Origin of the sequence: Sphingobacterium chuzhouense, assembly GCF_014692525.1 — a bacterium.
Classification (GTDB): Bacteria; Bacteroidota; Bacteroidia; order Sphingobacteriales; family Sphingobacteriaceae; genus Sphingobacterium; species Sphingobacterium chuzhouense.
Genome location: NZ_JACNYL010000001.1, coordinates 1,077,047 through 1,094,540, shown reverse-complemented (window position 1 = coordinate 1,094,540; position 17,494 = coordinate 1,077,047). Strand labels below are relative to the sequence as shown.

Annotated in this window: 13 protein-coding genes; 9 read left to right on the top strand and 4 right to left on the bottom strand. The window is 39.9% G+C overall.

Annotated elements, in window-relative coordinates; all coding sequences use genetic code 11:
• Positions 1-47: 47 nt before the first annotated feature.
• Positions 48-1,133, bottom strand: coding sequence for a FecR family protein (locus H8B21_RS04190; protein WP_190312509.1), 1,086 nt, complete (start codon positions 1,131-1,133; stop codon positions 48-50).
• 87 nt (positions 1,134-1,220) lie between these two features.
• On the bottom strand, positions 1,221-1,775 hold the full coding sequence (locus H8B21_RS04185) for a sigma-70 family RNA polymerase sigma factor (protein WP_190312508.1): 555 nt from the start codon (positions 1,773-1,775) through the stop codon (positions 1,221-1,223).
• Between the two features lie 114 nt (positions 1,776-1,889).
• Here H8B21_RS04185 and H8B21_RS04180 point away from each other — a divergent pair, with 114 nt between their 5' ends.
• Positions 1,890-2,756 carry a DUF808 domain-containing protein gene (locus H8B21_RS04180; RefSeq protein ID WP_190312507.1) on the top strand — a complete coding sequence of 289 codons (867 nt, stop codon included), beginning with the start codon at positions 1,890-1,892 and terminating at the stop codon, positions 2,754-2,756.
• 45 nt (positions 2,757-2,801) lie between these two features.
• Here the strand turns inward: H8B21_RS04180 and H8B21_RS04175 are convergent, their stop codons facing one another.
• Positions 2,802-3,485, bottom strand: coding sequence for a peroxiredoxin family protein (locus tag H8B21_RS04175; protein ID WP_223814822.1), 684 nt, complete (start codon positions 3,483-3,485; stop codon positions 2,802-2,804).
• Positions 3,486-3,633: 148 nt separating this feature from the next.
• Here H8B21_RS04175 and H8B21_RS04170 point away from each other — a divergent pair, with 148 nt between their 5' ends.
• Positions 3,634-4,512 (top strand): helix-turn-helix transcriptional regulator, encoded by an 879-nt coding sequence (locus H8B21_RS04170; RefSeq protein WP_190312506.1) that lies wholly within the window; start codon positions 3,634-3,636, stop codon positions 4,510-4,512.
• On the opposite strand, the gene nagB is transcribed toward H8B21_RS04170, so the two are convergent.
• Positions 4,509-6,431, bottom strand: a complete 1,923-nt coding sequence (gene nagB / locus H8B21_RS04165; protein WP_190312505.1) for a glucosamine-6-phosphate deaminase — start codon at positions 6,429-6,431, stop codon at positions 4,509-4,511. The genes H8B21_RS04170 and nagB overlap by 4 nt on opposite strands.
• Before the next feature lie 266 nt (positions 6,432-6,697).
• Here nagB and H8B21_RS04160 point away from each other — a divergent pair, with 266 nt between their 5' ends.
• From H8B21_RS04160 to H8B21_RS04130, 7 genes are all read left to right on the top strand, one after another.
• Positions 6,698-9,169 (top strand): TonB-dependent receptor, encoded by a 2,472-nt coding sequence (locus H8B21_RS04160; protein ID WP_190312504.1) that lies wholly within the window; start codon positions 6,698-6,700, stop codon positions 9,167-9,169.
• A 5-nt stretch (positions 9,170-9,174) separates the two neighbouring features.
• Positions 9,175-10,533 (top strand): hypothetical protein, encoded by a 1,359-nt coding sequence (locus H8B21_RS04155; RefSeq protein WP_190312503.1) that lies wholly within the window; start codon positions 9,175-9,177, stop codon positions 10,531-10,533.
• A gap of 162 nt (positions 10,534-10,695) precedes the next feature.
• Positions 10,696-12,204, top strand: coding sequence for an ankyrin repeat domain-containing protein (locus H8B21_RS04150; protein WP_190312502.1), 1,509 nt, complete (start codon positions 10,696-10,698; stop codon positions 12,202-12,204).
• A gap of 1 nt (position 12,205) precedes the next feature.
• Positions 12,206-12,685, top strand: a complete 480-nt coding sequence (locus H8B21_RS04145) for a DUF2271 domain-containing protein (RefSeq protein ID WP_190312501.1) — start codon at positions 12,206-12,208, stop codon at positions 12,683-12,685.
• A gap of 6 nt (positions 12,686-12,691) precedes the next feature.
• Positions 12,692-14,878: a PepSY domain-containing protein gene (locus H8B21_RS04140; protein ID WP_190312500.1), complete on the top strand. Its 2,187-nt coding sequence runs from the start codon at positions 12,692-12,694 to the stop codon at positions 14,876-14,878.
• A gap of 2 nt (positions 14,879-14,880) precedes the next feature.
• Positions 14,881-15,825, top strand: a complete 945-nt coding sequence (locus H8B21_RS04135) for an FAD:protein FMN transferase (protein WP_190312499.1) — start codon at positions 14,881-14,883, stop codon at positions 15,823-15,825.
• 100 nt (positions 15,826-15,925) lie between these two features.
• The gene (locus tag H8B21_RS04130; RefSeq protein ID WP_190312498.1) at positions 15,926-17,491 is read left to right on the top strand and encodes a tetratricopeptide repeat protein; all 1,566 of its coding nucleotides are present in this window, start codon (positions 15,926-15,928) and stop codon (positions 17,489-17,491) included.
• Positions 17,492-17,494: the final 3 nt, after the last annotated feature.

The window sequence follows — 17,494 nt, the reverse complement described above, 5'->3', positions numbered from 1 at the left end:
GAACTTCATGTTATGTCTTTTTCATCATGCTCATTTAGATTTTATGATTAATAAAGTGTTATTCCATCTTTACCGATACGGTATTCAAAAGTGGCTCCGGTAATTTTTAAAATGGATAATAATTGTTCAACTGAATCTTCCTCAAAAGTACCACTAATACGGAGGGTGTTTAACGTGGGATTCGTGACGTTAATTTCCACATTGTACCACTTTTCGATTTTAGATATGGCAGAGGCAAGCGGTTCATTATCAAATACAAGAATATCATCTTTCCAAGCAACTGCAGCCGGCAAACCCTGCTCCTGTGTGTTCGCGAAATGTTTTTTTGTTAGCACAAAATCATCGTTTATTTTTTTGATAGACAGGAAAGTTGTATCGTGATTATTATCGGTAAGAGGTGCAGGTTTTCGGGGAGCTATCTCAATGATATCGCCTGGTGCCATAGTATGAAGCTCGCTTTTATCATTATTAATATAAAGCTGGACTTTTCCTTCAACGAGTACCGTTTCTACCTTCGGTTCATCCTCATATGCACGGATATTAAATATAGTGCCTAATACTTCAACTTTAACCTGTTTTGCTTCGACTACCATAGGAAGTGTACTGTTCTTGGTTACGGTGAAATAAGCTTCCCCAGAAAGGATAATATTTCGATCTTTTTTTCCGAAAGTAGAGGAATATTGGATAACGCTTCCTCCATTTAACCAAATTTGTGTGCCATCAGGCATGGTTACGATTTTTTTCTCTCCTTTGGGAACTTCAACTAGAATCGTTGTTATGGAATCGTTTTTTAAGATAAGGTTTCCATAAAAAAGAGTGGTAATACCTATAATCAATAAAACAGAAGCGGCGGCATACCACCAAAAAGTCCGGGTAGTTTTTGAATATCTGATTACCTCTTCTCCTACATGAGGTGATGTTTGAGATATTTTGTCTTGTAAACGTGCATATTTAAAGGCTAAAGTTTCCTTTGCACTCGTTTTTTTTGATGATTTTGTGAGCTTATCAAAAACTATCCTCCTTCCTTCATCGGAAGCAATTTCTGCGAATAAAGTGTCCCGTTCTTCGTCATTTATATCTTGACGTAAGTATTTGGCGATTAATTCGTAAAAACGATTATCTTCAATAGGCATAATACATCGTGTTTTAATATAAGACAAAATCTACAAGACTTTTCACCAACAGAAAAGATATATTTTTTATAATTTTCTGAAAATGAGCTATTTGATTTTTTCTAAGGCTACTTGAATTTTACGTAAAGCGATTTGGATATGGCGGTCTATTGTGTTGGTGCTTACTTCCATAATAGCGGCAGCTTCTTTATAGGAGCAGGCATTGTCCTTCACTAATATGAAAGCCATCTTACATTTTGGAGGGAGAGCTTCAATAACTGCATCTATATGTAAGGTAATTTCTTTATGAATTAGAATTTCCTCAGGACTATTAACAGTAGATAAGTCATAGGAAGCAAGTGGAGTGGATGATATAACTTTATTTTTAGCCAGAACGTTGAGTGAAAGATTCTTGATGGCAATAAAAAGATAGGTTTTTATATTTTTTACTTTTAATAAGTTTTCTCCCATAAGCCAGACTTTCATCATTAATTCTGCGACCAAGTCTTCCGCAATTGTTTCGTCTTGTATTATTGATGTGGAAAAATGGGTAAGATCATCATAAAAATGCAAAAAAAGAGTTTTAAAAGCTTCTTCATCACGCTTATCAGCAATTGCATGTACGATCTTTTTCCATTGAATATGATTGTTTTTAGACTCCACGTTTATAAAAGAAGATTAATGTTGCAAGCCAGTAGTTGTAAAGTTATAAAAACCAAAACTACAATTTTAAATATAAGATTATTTTCTATTTTAGCCTTTATATTTTAAAGTAATATGGCATCAGGTATTTTTGCGATTTTAGACGATATCGCGGCACTAATGGACGATGTAGCGGTGACGGCTAAAGTTGCGACTCGCAAAACCGCAGGGATTTTGGGCGATGATTTGGCTGTCAATGCGGAGAAAGCAACTGGCTTTTTAGCATCCCGAGAGATACCGGTTTTATGGGCAATAACAAAAGGCTCGTTCCTCAATAAGCTTATTATCGTTCCTATTGCATTATTGCTAAACGCTTTTTTTCCAATTGCTATAAAAGTCGCTTTGATTTTAGGAGGTTTCTATCTTGCTTATGAAGGAGCGGAAAAAATTATCGAATATTTCTTTCATCGATCGAAAGATGAGACACCCGCGGTTGAGCAAAAGGAAGAAGAGAGTGTAGAAGTAGAAAAAGCAAAAATCAGGTCAGCGATAACAACCGATTTTATCCTTTCGGTTGAGATTGTTATCATCGCGTTAGGCACGGTTCTGGACAGAACCTTGACCATACAGATTATTACGGTGTCTGTTGTGGCTCTGCTGGCAACTGTAGGTGTTTATGGGATTGTTGCACTTATTGTTCGTATGGATGATACCGGTTATAAGCTCATTAAGTATGGAAATGGAAAAGGTTTTTCGTCTCGTTTGGGGCATTTATTGGTGAAATCCTTGCCAGTGATTATTAAAGCGTTGGCGGTTATAGGTACTATTGCACTGATATTGGTTTCAGGCGGTATCTTTGTACATAATATCGACTATATCCATCATCTTTTTCCATCGTTACCCGCTATTATTAAGGAATTTTCTGTGGGATTGATAGCGGGGATATTCGTTGTTGCGGTTGTGTCATTCGCGAAGAAGGTGTTTGTGAGGAGTAAAGGATAGAAAGTAAGCGCGGTACAGAACTTTGTACCTTACGGAAAAATTTATTTACTTCAGCATATCTCTCAACATTGCATTCAGCTCTTCGCCATGTAGGTTGCGAGCCACGATGATACCCTTCGGATCAACGAGAATATTCTGTGGAATCGCGCGTACGCCGTATAACGTTCCTGCCGCATTCTGCCACGATTGTAAATCGGAAATATGTTTCCAGATTAACTTATCTTTTTCAATAGCAGCGACCCAATCGTCAAGCTTACGGTCAAAAGAAACACCCAAGATATCAAAATTCTTGTCTTTAAATTCAGCATATGTCCTGACCAAGTTAGGGTTTTCTCTACGGCAATCCGGACACCAGGAAGCCCAGAATTCAATCAGCACATATTTACCACGCAAGTCCGAAAGAGAGAAAGGTTCGCCTTCAGGGGTAAGCTGGGTGATGGCAGGCGCCTTTTTACCTACGGAAGAGTTCTCCAAACGTTTAAGGTAGTAATCAAACTGCTTGCCTTGTGCTGACCGGCGTACAGTCTTGTCTAAACCTTTAAATAATTTCCGCAGCTCTTTATAATCGGGATTGTATCCGCCCACCCGCTGTATAGTTTTCAGTGTTTCAACACTGGAAGGGTTGGCTTTTACCTGTGCGATAAGCTCTTCTTTGGTTTCCTTGATCTGAGCGAAAAGAAGGGCTGGTATGGTGAATAGGAGCAGTGCTACAAATTTTCTCATCATCATCTCTTTTTATTTATTCAAAGATAGAGATTTTCTATTTTCTGGACGTTATCTCTAGTCAGCACATTGTAAATTGAGTGTAAGTGAACTCCAAATTTGGCTACAATAAAAATATGACTATATTTGTTTGTGTAGAATCGATCTAAATAAAATGGAGAATAGTTGTGCATTGACCGTTACGCAATACGCTTTTCAACATCAATATATTAAAGGAAATGCGCTGTTTTCTTATCAGACAGAAAAAGCATGTTATATCAACATTCTTTCCCATAATTGTTCGCAAACCGTTCATTACAGATTATCTCATGATTCGTGCGTTTTGCCGGAAGGGCATAATGTTATTCATTATCTCGACGCGCACAGTACTATTGAAATACGGAGCGAAGATGAATGTAATCGTCTTGTCATTGTATTGATTGCACCAGAAAACCTCCACTTTTTTCATGATAAATACCAACAAGAATCCGTGAGGTTTGCAAAAGGTTTTATGACGAAGAGTGATACACGTTTTAGGCTTTTATTCGAACAGCTGGAATCATTGCCGAAAATGGATTTGCTTTACAAGATGCGCTCAGAGTTGGTTATCTTGGAAATTATATTTCATCAGATAGAATCACTCGCAGTAGAAAGCAAAAATACACAGCAGGTAATCGTGATGAAAGATCATTATGAGAAAATCCTACTTGTCAAAGAGATTATTGAAGCAGATTTGTCGAAGAATCACAGTATACCAGAATTAGCCAAACAGGTAGGTACGAATGTTCAATATCTGAAAAAATATTTTAAGCAATATTTTGGAAAAACAGTAATGAACTACATTATGGAGCAAAAAATGGAATATGCCAAAGAACTTATTCTTACAGGTAACTACCGAGTATCAGATGTGGCTCGAATGACGGGTTACAAGCATTCTACCCATTTCACGACCACTTTTAAAAAATATTTTGGTTTTATCCCCAATTCCTTAAAATACAGCTTTCTTCTCCAACAAGGAACTGAAATTTTGATGGAATTGGGGCATATTTTTTAATCAAATTTCCATCTCACAAAGGCTTCAATAGCTTCGTAGTCTGCCAATCCTAGTTTATGATAAAGCTCTGCCGTTTCACTTGTACGATCTTCGGCACGTACCCAAAACTCACGTGGATCATCCCCCGGGAACACAGGCACATCTTTTTGTGATTGGTGCTTAAAGATAGCAAGACGCTTGCGTTTTACCTCTTGTGGAGAAAGTGGAACTGCCATTTCAATTTCGTGGATCGGATATTCATGCCAAGCTCCTCTGTATAGCCATAACCAACAATCTCTTGTCCACTCATCGGTCTTCGATAGTCGTTTTAAAGCTTCGAAGATGATATCAAAACATACTCTATGCGTTCCATGCGGATCGGCAAAGTCACCAGCAGCAAATACCTGATGCGGCTTCACTTTTCGAAGTAATTCCATGGTTTGTTGGATATCGTCTTCATAGGAAACATCTTTAGAAAATTTACCGCGATCATAGAAAGGTAAATCTTGGAAATGAATGTTACTATCTGGAAGCCCCACAAAACGTGCGCCCGCAATGGCCTCTCCTTTGCGAATAAAAGCTTTAATTGTTCGGATGATTTCTGGATCGACCTGGTTTGGCTGTTTTGTTTTGAAAAATTCTTTCGCTTCATTGTAGATTTTGGCCGTAACACCGTTGTCGTCATCTACAGCAACCGCAAAATCTTGGACAAACTCCAGATAGCGTAAGACATCATCGTCCCAAACCGCCGTATTGCCTGAAGTTTGATAAGCAACATGTACATTATGTCCCTGATCAGCCAAACGTATAAACGTTCCCCCCATAGAAATGACATCATCATCGGGATGAGGGGAGAATAGGATAACATTTTTATGTCCTGGTTCTGCTCTTTCTGGTCGATTCGTGTCATCTACCCCAGGTTTTCCTCCAGGCCAGCCTGTAATGGTATGCTGTAATTCGTTAAATATCTTGATATTGATGCTGTATGCCGGACCTTTCTCTGTCACAAGTTGAGCCATACCGTTATTGTTGTAATCGTCATCGGTTAGCTTTAAAATGGCTTTATTCAATTTCAATGATAACCATACAACCGCTTTTTTTATCAATGTATCCGTCCATGTTACCTCGTGTGCTAACCAAGGTAAGTCAAATCGTGTCAATTGTGAAGCGGCGTCCGTATCCAATATAAACTCCACGGAATTGGAAAGCTGAAGATATGTTGCCGGAATGTCAGAAGATATTTCGCCTTCTACAGCCTTTTTTACAATTTCTGCTTTTTTCTCATTCCAAGCCATGAGCACAATCTCTTTCGCCTTGAAGATTGTTCCAACTCCCATCGTTATCGCTTTAGTAGGCACATTTTCTTTACCTCCGAAATCACGGGAAGCGTCGCGGCGTGTCAGATCATCTAATACAACCAGACGGGTACCTGAGTTTGGTGCTGACCCCGGTTCGTTAAATCCGATATGCCCTGTCCGGCCAATACCGAGAAGCTGAATGTCAATGCCTCCTAAATTGGATATTTTCTGCTCATATGCTTCACAATAGGCGTGTATAGCATCCTCTGGCAATGTACCATCGGGGATATTGATACTCTCTTTAGGAACATCAATATGGTCGAACAGATTTTTGTTCATGAAGGCCACATAACTTTGGGGAGCATCAGGTTTCATGGGATAATACTCGTCCAAATTGAATGTGACAACATTCTTAAAGCTTAACCCCTCTTCTTTGTGAAGACGGACTAATTCTTTATACACTTTAACAGGCGTAGCGCCGGTAGCCAGACCTAGTACTGCCGTCTCGCCTTTTGCCTGCTTTTCTTTGATGATGGTAGCTATACGATTAGCAACATCCATAGAGGCTTCATTTTGATTAGCGTACACTTTTACCGGTACACGCTCAAAACGAGTCTCCTCCAATAAGTTTAATCTTGCCATTGAATAAGGAATAATTTATATTGTTTACAACCTGAATAACAAATTTAAAAATAAAACCGGTCTAAGTCGAAAAAAGTAGGCAAAATCATGCAAAAAAAAGCATAAATAAGGACGCAATCGGTTGTTCGTACACGACTTATCCAAAAAAAGTATATTAGCATAGACTTCCATTTTCCGAATTTGAACATTTATTTTCCGATTACGTCATAATGTTATTTAGAATTATTCTATATTTGCACCGCATTATTATTTAGACCAGTTCTAAAATGAAGTTAGAAGGATTCATACCATATATATTAATTTGCTTATTAACCTTATTATCAATAACAGCTTTTGGGCAGCTGAGCACGGTGACGGGAAAAATCCATCTGGCATCCGGCGAATCCGTTAGCCATGCTACGATACGGGTGAAAGGTACGGATATCAGCAGTATGTCCGATAAAGAAGGACGTTATTCTTTAAACAATGTGCCTTACGGTAATCGGGAAATACAAGTAACAGCTATCGAAATTCAGCCGAAAACGGTTCGGCTAAAAGTAGATAAACCAATACACAATTTTTTGATTGCGGTATCGGCGACAGGCGATATAGCGCTAGAAGGTGTGGAGGTGAGCCGTATGACGGAAAAAAGGGAAATGGAAACGAGTGGTTTTGCTGTGGCAGTTATCGAAACCAAGGAAGCTTCTCTTAGAAATCTCACGACAAATGAGTTGTTAGATCGTGCCGTCGGTGTGCGTGTTCGGCAAAATGGTGGAGTGGGTGCTCCTATAGAATATAACTTAAATGGGATGTCGGGAAGTGCTGTGGGGATATTCCTTGACGGTATAGAGGTGTCTACATATGGTTCTTCTTTTAATCTCAATAATATTCCTCCCGCTATGATTGAACGGATTGAAGTGTATAAAGGTGTATTGCCCTCACATCTCAGTGGTGATTATGTTGGTGGAGCTATTAACGTAGTGATGAAAAAAGATGCCTCAGCCAACAATATCACAGCTGCATTGTCTTACGGATCATTCAATACGGCACAAGGTGACTTGAGCGCTTTGTATCGAAATCAGAAAAATGGCTTTACGACGAGGATGTCAGGCTTCTATACATATACTGACAACAGTTATAAGATGCGCGGCAAATTCTCGAAATATACACAACCGGGGGGAAGGGTTATGCGCTATTATGAAGGCAAGCGCTTTAATGACTCTTATCGGGCAGCAGGGGGGCGTTTTGAGTTTGGGTTTACTGATGTTGATTGGGCCGACCAATTCTTTTTGGGGTATAATGTTTCTGATACATATAACGAGATTCCGCATGGTACAACCATGGCGAGACCCTATGTGGGACGTCACGCAGAATATCAGGCAAATGCATTCAGCCTCAATTATAATAAAAGAAACCTGTTCGTAGAGGGTTTAGCGCTGAATTTGGACGCTGTACATAGTAGAAGGACCACGTATCTGGAAGATACTGTAAGCATGCGGTACAATTGGGACGGCAACCCCTTGTTGTTAGCCCCAAATCAAGATGGTGAGCTTCTTCCGGAAGGACATTTATCTGGTAAAGGACAACAAGGTGACGCTGTAATATCAGATATTCAACGGCAAATAACCAATATCCGCTCTAACTTAGCATACACCATAATCTCAGGACATCGCGTAGCGGTCAATTACAAATATGAACTAACTGACCGAAACGACAAAGACCTATTAAATCCTGCCAAAGATCGTTGGGTTACAAGGAATCAAGTTTCGAAAGGAATTGTATCTATGAATTACGAAGCACAGACCTTTGATGGCAAATTGCGAACAAATATCTTGGGTAAATATACGGAGAGCCGAAATAGACAAACGAAACCTGTTGATGAAGTGAATGGTATTATTAACCATGAGAAAAAAACGACAAGGGAGGGTAACTTTGGTTACGGTGCGACGGTTTCCTACAACGCTATACCCAATTTGTTCGTCATAGGTTCCGCCGAAAACTCCTACGTAGCTCCTACAGAGTCGCAGATTTTTGGTGATCCGGAAAATAATTTGATGCCGAACATGCAGATTACATCCGAACAGAACATCAATTATAACTTAGGGTTGCGTTACGGTACGATCGAGTTTGGTAAGCATAAACTGTCTGTTTATGGTAATGTTTTTTGGCGAAATGGTTACGACAAGATCACCCTTAGAACGGTTGTCGATGGCATTATCGAAGGTCGTGAGCAAGACCATGAGGATATCCAAGTAACTCAATATGTCAATCTGTCTAAAACACAATCACGCGGCTTCGAGAGTGAGATCATCTATATCTATGATAATAAATTGAATATGCTTTTTAACCTGTCCAAATTCAATTCACTCTTTAAGCAAGAGCTTGATGAGAGTGGCAAACCTAACGATTTTTACAATAGGCAAATTCCTAATGAACCCTTTTTTACGATGAATGGAAGCGTACAATACCGTATGAATAATATTATCCAAAAGCAAGCTGCATTGAATGTTTATTACAATATGGGTTACGTGGCTCCTTTCAATACAGTTTGGCCCGAGTCGGAATGGTTTGTCACACCGACACAGTTTCACCATGACATTGGTGCGAGTTATCGTTTCCCAAGTGGGAAAATGGTGGTGAGTTTAGATCTAAAGAACATATTGGATGCCGAGGTTTATGATAATTTTGGCGTAATAAAACCCGGACGAGGAGCTTATGTTAAACTGAATTACACTATAAATAATTTTAATAAATTCTAGCAAATATGAAAACAAATGTACTGAAAGTCGCATTGTTTGGATCTGCCCTAGTTATGGGAACGATGATAGGTTGTGATAAAAATGATCCCGATCCAAATACTGGGGGGCCATCTGGCCCTGATATCTGGGATCGACAGTGGATTACCTTATTAGCTTCTTATCCTGATGATGAAGGAGAAGCAGGGAACGGAGGAACGATGGTGTATGCTGTTACACCAGAAGAAGCAAAAGATCCTAATAAGGTCATCAATATTTATACCAATGGTACAGAGCTGAGATCTCAGCGTACAGCTCGTGCACAGGCGTCTAAAAATGGAAACTTTATCTATAACATCCAGTACACTGGAGAATCTGGTGGTACTTTTAACAAATACCGTGTGTCGGAAGGGTCTGTGTTTACCGATACACGTGAGGAGATCAATACAGAGCCTATTCTAGGATCTGCTCCACGTTGGGTGGTAGCAGCAGAGGGAATTGGAGTAGGGGTGTTTGGCTCCTCAGAAATACTGTACACTGGCGAGGGAGTGAATGCTGTTTTCCAATCCACTAAAAGCACCGTAAAAATAGCAACCTTGAATCTAGATGATCCGGAGATCACAAGGCAGACAGAGTTTGAGTTTCCTTTCTCACAAGAGCAAAAGGATGCTGGCTATGCTGTGGGGCGTATTGATGTACCTATTCTGAACGAAGCTAAGAATAAAATCTTCATCGGTTGTAATGTGTCCAGAACGGATGCAACTAAAAAACCTACGCTTAACACAAATGGTGGTTTAGTCTGGGCAAGTGCGACAAGAGAAATTGGTACCGTGACTTTAGTTGTTGATTATCCATCTCTGCAAAATCCTAAAATCATCACGTCTACACGTTCTACCGCAAATAACCATGCTTATCGTACAATGTCACAATATGTGGGTGAAGATGGGCATATCTATCAAGCTGCTACGGATAGAAGTGGCTATGAAATCTTACGTATCAGCAAAAATACCAACGACTATGATGCTTCATTTTACTTCAATCTTCGTACAGCGTTAGGGGACAATTCTGCTCGTATACAAGCTTGGAGATATATCGAGAATGGCAAGGGCATCGTATTGTATAGTAAGAATTCTAATAGCGGAGGTGGTTATATTGCCTTGATCGACTTGAATGCTGGCACGGCAACACCTATCGCCAATGATTATGAAACAGCATTAAATGTCTCTCAGTGGCAAGGTTTAATAGCGGTAGATGATTATGCTTATGTGCCATTGACTCCTGTGGGTGAAGAAGGTCGATTGTATATTATCAACTGGAAAACGGGAGAAGTAATCAAAGGAGCTAAATTGGCTGGTCAAACAGGTTCTAGCTATATTGGGTCATACTAGACAAACTGATAACACCCTGTATGTCGAAATCAGGTAAGGTGGGACACACCTTACCTGATTTTATGTTTAAGAACAGGAATTTAATATAAATACTTCGTTTTTATGCGGACAGTTTTTTAAATTCGCATCAATTTAGAATCAATATAAATAAATTTATACGTCATGAACAGACTTTTTCTTTCTATATTTTTACTTGCATCCGTATATGCTACGGCACAGCAACGTGAAACCAATACCTTGATGGATGCTGATTTTTGGAAATCAAAACCTACTATAGAACAGGTAAAAGCAGAAATTGCCAAGGGGAATAGTCCATCACAGCCCAATGCGGCTTCCTGGGATCCAACTGCAAGGGCCATCCTTAACAATGCGCCTTTAGAGACCATCAAATTCATGGTGGAACAAGAAGGCAACGGTGTCACCAAAAAGACACATCACAGTGCTTCCTATTTGCATTGGGCAGCAGGAAGAGGAAATGCTGATTTAGTTGCTTACTTAATCGAAAAAGGTTCCGATATACATCTAAACGACAGCCACGGCCGTTCCGTTATCGAGAATGCGGCTATGAGCAGCAGTGATAACTTCGCTGTTTTGGATGCACTTTTCGAAGCTGGCGTAGATCCAAAGCAGAAATTTGAAGATGGTGCGACATTGTTATTACTAGGTGTTTCCACAGATAATGATCTTTCCAAGTCAGACTATTTTGTATCTAAAGGCTTATCCTACAGCGATACGGATGAATATGGAAGTACGGCGGTTGATTATGCGGCAAAATTAGGAAACAAGGCGTTAATGGAAAAATTAATTGCGAAGGGTATAAAACCAACAAACCGCGCACTTTTCTTTGCAACACAAGGCTCCAGAATGTCCCAAAATGGCATCGAAACATACCAATATTTAGTCGAAGAACTAAAATTGGATCCCAAAGCGATTAACCCGAAAGATGGTTCTACGATCCTGCACACGTTGGTGCGTCGTCCAAATACGGAAATTATCGACTATTTCTTGGCAAAAGGCATTGATGTCAACCAAAAAGATCATGAAGGCAATACTGTTTTAATAAACGCAGCAGGTGGCAGAGATGCCGCATTAGTTACAACATTAATCGCGAAAACGGCGGACATCAACGCGGTAAACGTAAGAGGTGAGTCGGCATTAACTAAAGCTGTCGCCAATGGTTCGGCGGAAATTGTTACCCAATTATTAAAAAATGGTGCAGATATCAACGTAACAGACCGGGATGGCCATAATCTGGCTTATCATTGGTTTAATTCATTCAGAGAAGGCGGACCGGGTGGGCCACAGGGTCAACCACAAACAGATGACTTTGCCGAAAAATTGACCATCTTAAAAAATAACGGACTTGATATAACTGCTCCTCAAGGAAACGGAAGCTCTTTATTCCACTTGGCGGTTGCTAAAGAAAATGATACACTCATTAAAAAAGCAGCTGAATTAGGTGCTGATATCAATGCGCAAGATAAAGAAGGTACTACGGCATTGCACAAAGCGGCATTGATCGCCAAAGATGACCAAATCTTAAAAACATTAGTAGCATTAGGCGCCAAAAAAGACTTGAAGACAGAATTTGACGAGACTGCTTATGATTTAGCTCAAGAAAATGACTTCTTGAAAAGCAGTAATGTCGCTATTGATTTCTTAAAACAGTAACATGAAAACAAAACTCTTATTATTTGCCCTACTAATGGGTTTATTTTCGACAAATTCTTTCGCTCAAACAAGCAAATACAAATGCATGATCCAAATGGTGAATTACCAAGGAGAAAAAGCTTATGTCATTATCTCATTGATCAACCCCAAAGGCGAATATGAAAAGACCCTTTCTGTACTTGGCCCGGACAAACAATGGTTCAATACGTTAAAGGAATGGTACAAATTTCAAACGAAGACCAAAGAGAAAATCAGTGCGGTGACCGGTGCTTCGGTGGGTGGTGGCGACCGTGCCGTGCGTACCATCGAAATAGACAATACGAAACTGAACAAAGGGTATAAATTGCGTTTTGAGTCTGCTGTAGAGGAACAGAAATACCATGTAAAAGACGTAGAGCTCGCGGTAACCCCAGAGGGTCTGCTAGAACGAACAGAGGGTGCCGGATATATTCGTTTCGTGAAACTAAGCAAAGTTCAGTAGACAGGAATGACGGTATCCATTTGGCGGTATGCTCACTTGGCTTTGGCCATTATTTCCTCCTTGTTTTTGTTAATACTTTCGGTAACCGGAGTTATTTTAGCAATCGGTGCAGTGGAGGAAAAAACACAAGCATATAAAGCCAATGATTTTGACAAGATAAACCTCGCACAGGCCATTCCGGCACTATGGGAGGTTTATTCTGAAATAACCGAACTGACAGTAGATCACAATCAGTTTGTAATGATCGAAGCCTTCGATGAAGAGGGCAATTCGATGAAAGCCTATATCGATCCGAGAACCGGAACTGCTTTGGGAGAAGTAAAGCCACAAAGCGACTTTATTCAATGGAATATTGCGTTGCACCGTTCCCTGTTTTTAAAAGAAACCGGACGTATTATCGTCGGGGTTGTTTCCTTTTTGCTTCTTTTGATTACCATTTCGGGGGTTATACTGATTGCCAAACGCCAACAGGGGTTACGAAATTTCTTTGCTAAGATCAATAAAGATTTTTTCTCTCAATATTTTCATGTGGTGAGTGGGCGGATTTTTCTAATTCCCGTACTGCTATTGGCTCTTACAGGTACACATCTTTTTTTGGTTAGGATTGGTTTGATTAGTGGTGAAAACCAAACAGTTGACCACGTATTGGGTGACGATGAAAATCTGGAACAAAAAGATTTAGCTGATTTCCCTATTTTTCAGGAAACACTTCTTGCTAACGTGGAAAAAATCGAATTTCCGTTTATGCCCGATGACCCCGAAGAGTTTTATGTGCTGAAACTGAAAGATCGGGAGTTGTCAATAAATCAGGTTACAGGAGAAATTGTGGAAGAAACCCGTTACCCGTATAGCCTAATATTGGAAAAACTCAGTCTCGATCTGCATACTGGACGAACAAATGCCATTTGGGCCATTATTCTGGGTTTTGCTTCGCTGAATATTCTATTTTTCATTTATACCGGTTTTGTTATTACGTTCCGGAGAAAAGGGACGAAAATAAAAAACAAGTTCGATGCATCCAATGCAGAATACGTGATTTTGGTAGGAACAGAAAATGGCAGTACATTATCTTTTGCAAACAAAATTCACGAGCAATTGCTGGCTCTCGGATATAAATCGTTCCTGACCGAGATGAACCGCTTTACGATTTTTCCTAAAGCAACTCATGCCTTGGTTTTTAGCTCTACGTATGGCTTGGGGACAGCGCCGGCCAACGCAGCACACTTTGATAAACTGATCTCAAAGTTTCCACAAAATCAACCTATGCAATATTCTGTAATCGGATTTGGATCAAAGGCATATCCCGATTTTTGTGCATACGCAAGACAGATTGATGAACTATTAGCACAAAAAGATTGGGCAACACGACAGCTCGATTTGCATACGGTAAATGATCGTTCAGTAGAAGAGTTTATCTCGTGGGTTAAGATTTGGAATGAAAAAAATGCATGTGAGTTGGGCATCACACCTGCATTGTACGCAACCAAAATAACAGGGCTGAAAAAGTTCAAGGTATTGGAAAGAACGGAAGTTACCGAAGATAATTCTACTTTTAAAATTATACTTCAACCACAAGGTAAACAATCTTTCCGATCGGGAGATTTGTTGGCTATTTATCCCGCCAACGATGGTCGGGAGCGGCTATATTCTATCGGTAAAAAAGATGGAAATATCCAACTTATGGTGAAGTTGTACCCCAACGGATTGGGATCTGAATTTTTGTATCAGTTAACTCAAAACGGAAGCATTTCTGGTCGGATCGTTATCAATAAAGGATTTCATTTTCCCACAAAAGCCCCGGCTGTCGCTATGATTGCGAATGGAACGGGCATAGCACCTTTTCTCGGCATGATCGAAGAAAACAAAAGGAAGATACCTGTCCGACTTTATGCTGGCTTTCGATATAATAACGTACTCTCCAAACAATATCGTCAATTTGCCGATGGGGCTATAACGTCGGGAAAACTAACAGATTTCCAAATTGCTTTTTCGCGGGAAGAAAATCGACGATATGTAATGGATCTAATTCGAAATGATGCACCGTTTTTTTCCAAATTACTGAAGAATAAAGGTATCATTATGATATGCGGTTCATTGGCGATGCAGAAGGATGTGGAGAAAATGCTTTCCGAAATATGCTCAACCAAAGACCTAAGCAACTATAAGGGACAGATCTTAACCGATTGTTATTGAGGATGAAACATGTGTTGATAGTTTTCTGTTTGATCATGGTGAATGTGCCGAACAGCTTCTCCCAACAGATATTTAAGAAACAAACTACGCTGATGGGTTCGGTTTTTGGGTTTGTTTTGGTGGAAAACGACTCCGTTCAGGCTCAACAATATTTTCAGTTAATAACAGATGAAATAGAGCGCATTGAAAATCTCATCTCTGAGTGGAAACCAAATACGCAAATTTCACAAGTAAACAAAAACGCAGGTATCCGACCAATAAAGGTTGATCGTGAAGTTTTTGAATTAACACAGCGTGCCGTTCATTACTCCCAACTTACGGAGGGCGCTTTTGATATCAGTATCGCCGCTCTGGATAAGGTTTGGCTTTTTGACGGAAGTATGGAACAATTGCCCTCCGAGGATGTTATCCGCAGCTCTGTGCAACATGTGGGTTACCAACACATTATTTTGGATAGTATAAACTCAACTATTTTTCTAGAAAAGAAAGGAATGAAAATTGGCTTTGGTTCTATCGGAAAAGGCTATGCAGCGGACAAAGGTCGGGAATTGTTGCAATCTTTAGGTGTTGTAGGCGGTATAGTCAATGCTTCCGGGGATCTTTCGACTTGGGGCACACAACCTGATAAAAAGCCATGGAAAATAGGTGTAAGCAACCCCTTCAAAGCCCACAAAATGATAAAAGTGTTGAAGTTAAGACACGGTGCCGTGGCGACATCGGGAAGCAATGAAAAATTTACAGAAATAGACGGCAAGCGCTATTCTCATATTATAGATCCAAAGACAGGTTGGCCATCAACGGGACTGACAAGCGTTACGGTATCTGGTTCATCAGCAGAGTTTGCCAATTTTTTAAGCACATCTATTATGGTTTTAGGCCATAAGTATGGCAAAAAACTAATTGAAAAATTTCCCGATTATAACGCTATTATGGTGAAAGACAGATAGAGTAGATAAGAAGCTATTGTATGTTTCTCATAGGTTAAATACTATTTTATTATTACCTTCGTAGGGAACTATGGAAAGGTAATATTAACCGGAAATATACATGTTGGGAAATCGATGGTATAAACATTTTTTGTTTCGTCTGTTGTTATTCATTGTCGTCGTCGCTATAGCGGCGCAGTTTTTCTATGGCCATCCTATACAGGAAGAAAATAATCGCACAGTTCCCGTCGCCATTGCTGACCAAATTAATCTGGCAAAATATTATGCGCGCGAACAATCTGTAAGAAATCAAAAAAGCGACGATCTTTTTAACCAAGCGATAGAAGCTTCAAAAGCATTGCGAGATCCTGGAGTGTTGGTGTTTGCTCTTACTCAACGAGGACATTATTATTATCGAATGCGTAAGATTTCACTGGCAATGCCAGATATGGTAGAGGCTGTATACCTATTGGAGCGACATTCCGATATACAGCCACCTTTCGAACAGAAAGTATATAAGCAAGTTGGCTTCTTCTTGGGAACAATAGGCGATTTTGAGAAGGCGAATAAATTTTTGCACCGTTCCCTGACATTAACTGAATCTACCGAAATGCACGAACAAGCCAGTCTGTTGGACAATATTGGGTTTTATACGCTGCAGCTAAAAGATACATCCGATGCTTCACGTTATTTTGAACAGGCGCTACTATTGGCTGAACAAAGCAAGGACTCTATCCGATACGCGAAGATATTGGGCAATCAAGCACTTATTGCGTGGGGCAACGGTGAAAAGCAAAAAGCGGTGGAATATTTGCGAAGGGATATAGCGATGTCTGATGCCGGGGGCGATAGCCTGAACACACTTTATGCGACGAATATATTAGGTAAGTTTCTCCTCGAAGACGGACAAGTTGAAGAAGCTAAGTATTATTTGAGACGGATCCAACCGTTCGCCGAAAAGCATAGAAACTTGATTGTGCATCGACATACACTACATCAGCTTCTTTTGAAGATTGCCTTAGCCGAAGATAATGAAGAAGCTGAATTTAACCAACGGAGGTTACTTTATAACATGCAAGACAGTCTAAATCTTTTCGACGGTGAGAATGTAACCAAACAAACTCGATGGCAAACCGAAAGGGAAATTATAGCAGAACGCTTAGCACAGTCCAATTACGAATATGCAATGGAAAAGCAAAAAAGCAATTTCCTGACGGGACTGGCAGTTAGCATTGTTTTATTGTTAGGAGGTTTTTATTTGGTAACGTACGTTCGAAACCAAAAAGAGAAAAGTTTGTTTCGACAACAGATGAGACGGATGGAAATAGCATCGTCTACCACATCGTTGATAAGTGATAATATTATGCAGCAAGCAGGCCGTGATAAGTTACAGCAACTATTAGCCTCCAATTTAATCACCGATGAAAGTTGGAGAACGTTTAAACGCACCTTCTCCGGTGTATATCCTGACTCTTATCAAGAATTAATATCCAAATTTCCGGAATTGTCGGAAAGTAACCTTCGGATAGCGATCTTGCAAAAACTAGATTTGAGCAACGATGAGATCAGTGATTTGTTGGGCGTTACGCAAGGAGCTATTAAGAAATCTAAACAGCGATTACGCAAAAAAATGGGAGAGGAGCGATATGCTCTTTTCCAAAATGTAATAAATAAACGCCTATTTTGAACA

Excerpts from the sequence above, each read along its gene's own strand:
- H8B21_RS04155 (WP_190312503.1), top strand. The coding sequence starts at position 9,175 with ATGAAAACAAATGTACTGAAAGTCGCATTGTTTGGATCTGCCCTAGTT.
- H8B21_RS04130 (WP_190312498.1), top strand. The coding sequence starts at position 15,926 with ATGTTGGGAAATCGATGGTATAAACATTTTTTGTTTCGTCTGTTGTTA.
- H8B21_RS04135 (WP_190312499.1), top strand. The coding sequence starts at position 14,881 with ATGAAACATGTGTTGATAGTTTTCTGTTTGATCATGGTGAATGTGCCG.
- nagB (WP_190312505.1), bottom strand. The coding sequence starts at position 6,431 with ATGGCAAGATTAAACTTATTGGAGGAGACTCGTTTTGAGCGTGTACCG.
- H8B21_RS04180 (WP_190312507.1), top strand. The coding sequence starts at position 1,890 with ATGGCATCAGGTATTTTTGCGATTTTAGACGATATCGCGGCACTAATG.
- H8B21_RS04175 (WP_223814822.1), bottom strand. The coding sequence starts at position 3,485 with ATGATGATGAGAAAATTTGTAGCACTGCTCCTATTCACCATACCAGCC.
- H8B21_RS04140 (WP_190312500.1), top strand. The coding sequence starts at position 12,692 with ATGACGGTATCCATTTGGCGGTATGCTCACTTGGCTTTGGCCATTATT.
- H8B21_RS04190 (WP_190312509.1), bottom strand. The coding sequence starts at position 1,133 with ATGCCTATTGAAGATAATCGTTTTTACGAATTAATCGCCAAATACTTA.
- H8B21_RS04150 (WP_190312502.1), top strand. The coding sequence starts at position 10,696 with ATGAACAGACTTTTTCTTTCTATATTTTTACTTGCATCCGTATATGCT.
- H8B21_RS04170 (WP_190312506.1), top strand. The coding sequence starts at position 3,634 with ATGGAGAATAGTTGTGCATTGACCGTTACGCAATACGCTTTTCAACAT.
- H8B21_RS04160 (WP_190312504.1), top strand. The coding sequence starts at position 6,698 with ATGAAGTTAGAAGGATTCATACCATATATATTAATTTGCTTATTAACC.
- H8B21_RS04145 (WP_190312501.1), top strand. The coding sequence starts at position 12,206 with ATGAAAACAAAACTCTTATTATTTGCCCTACTAATGGGTTTATTTTCG.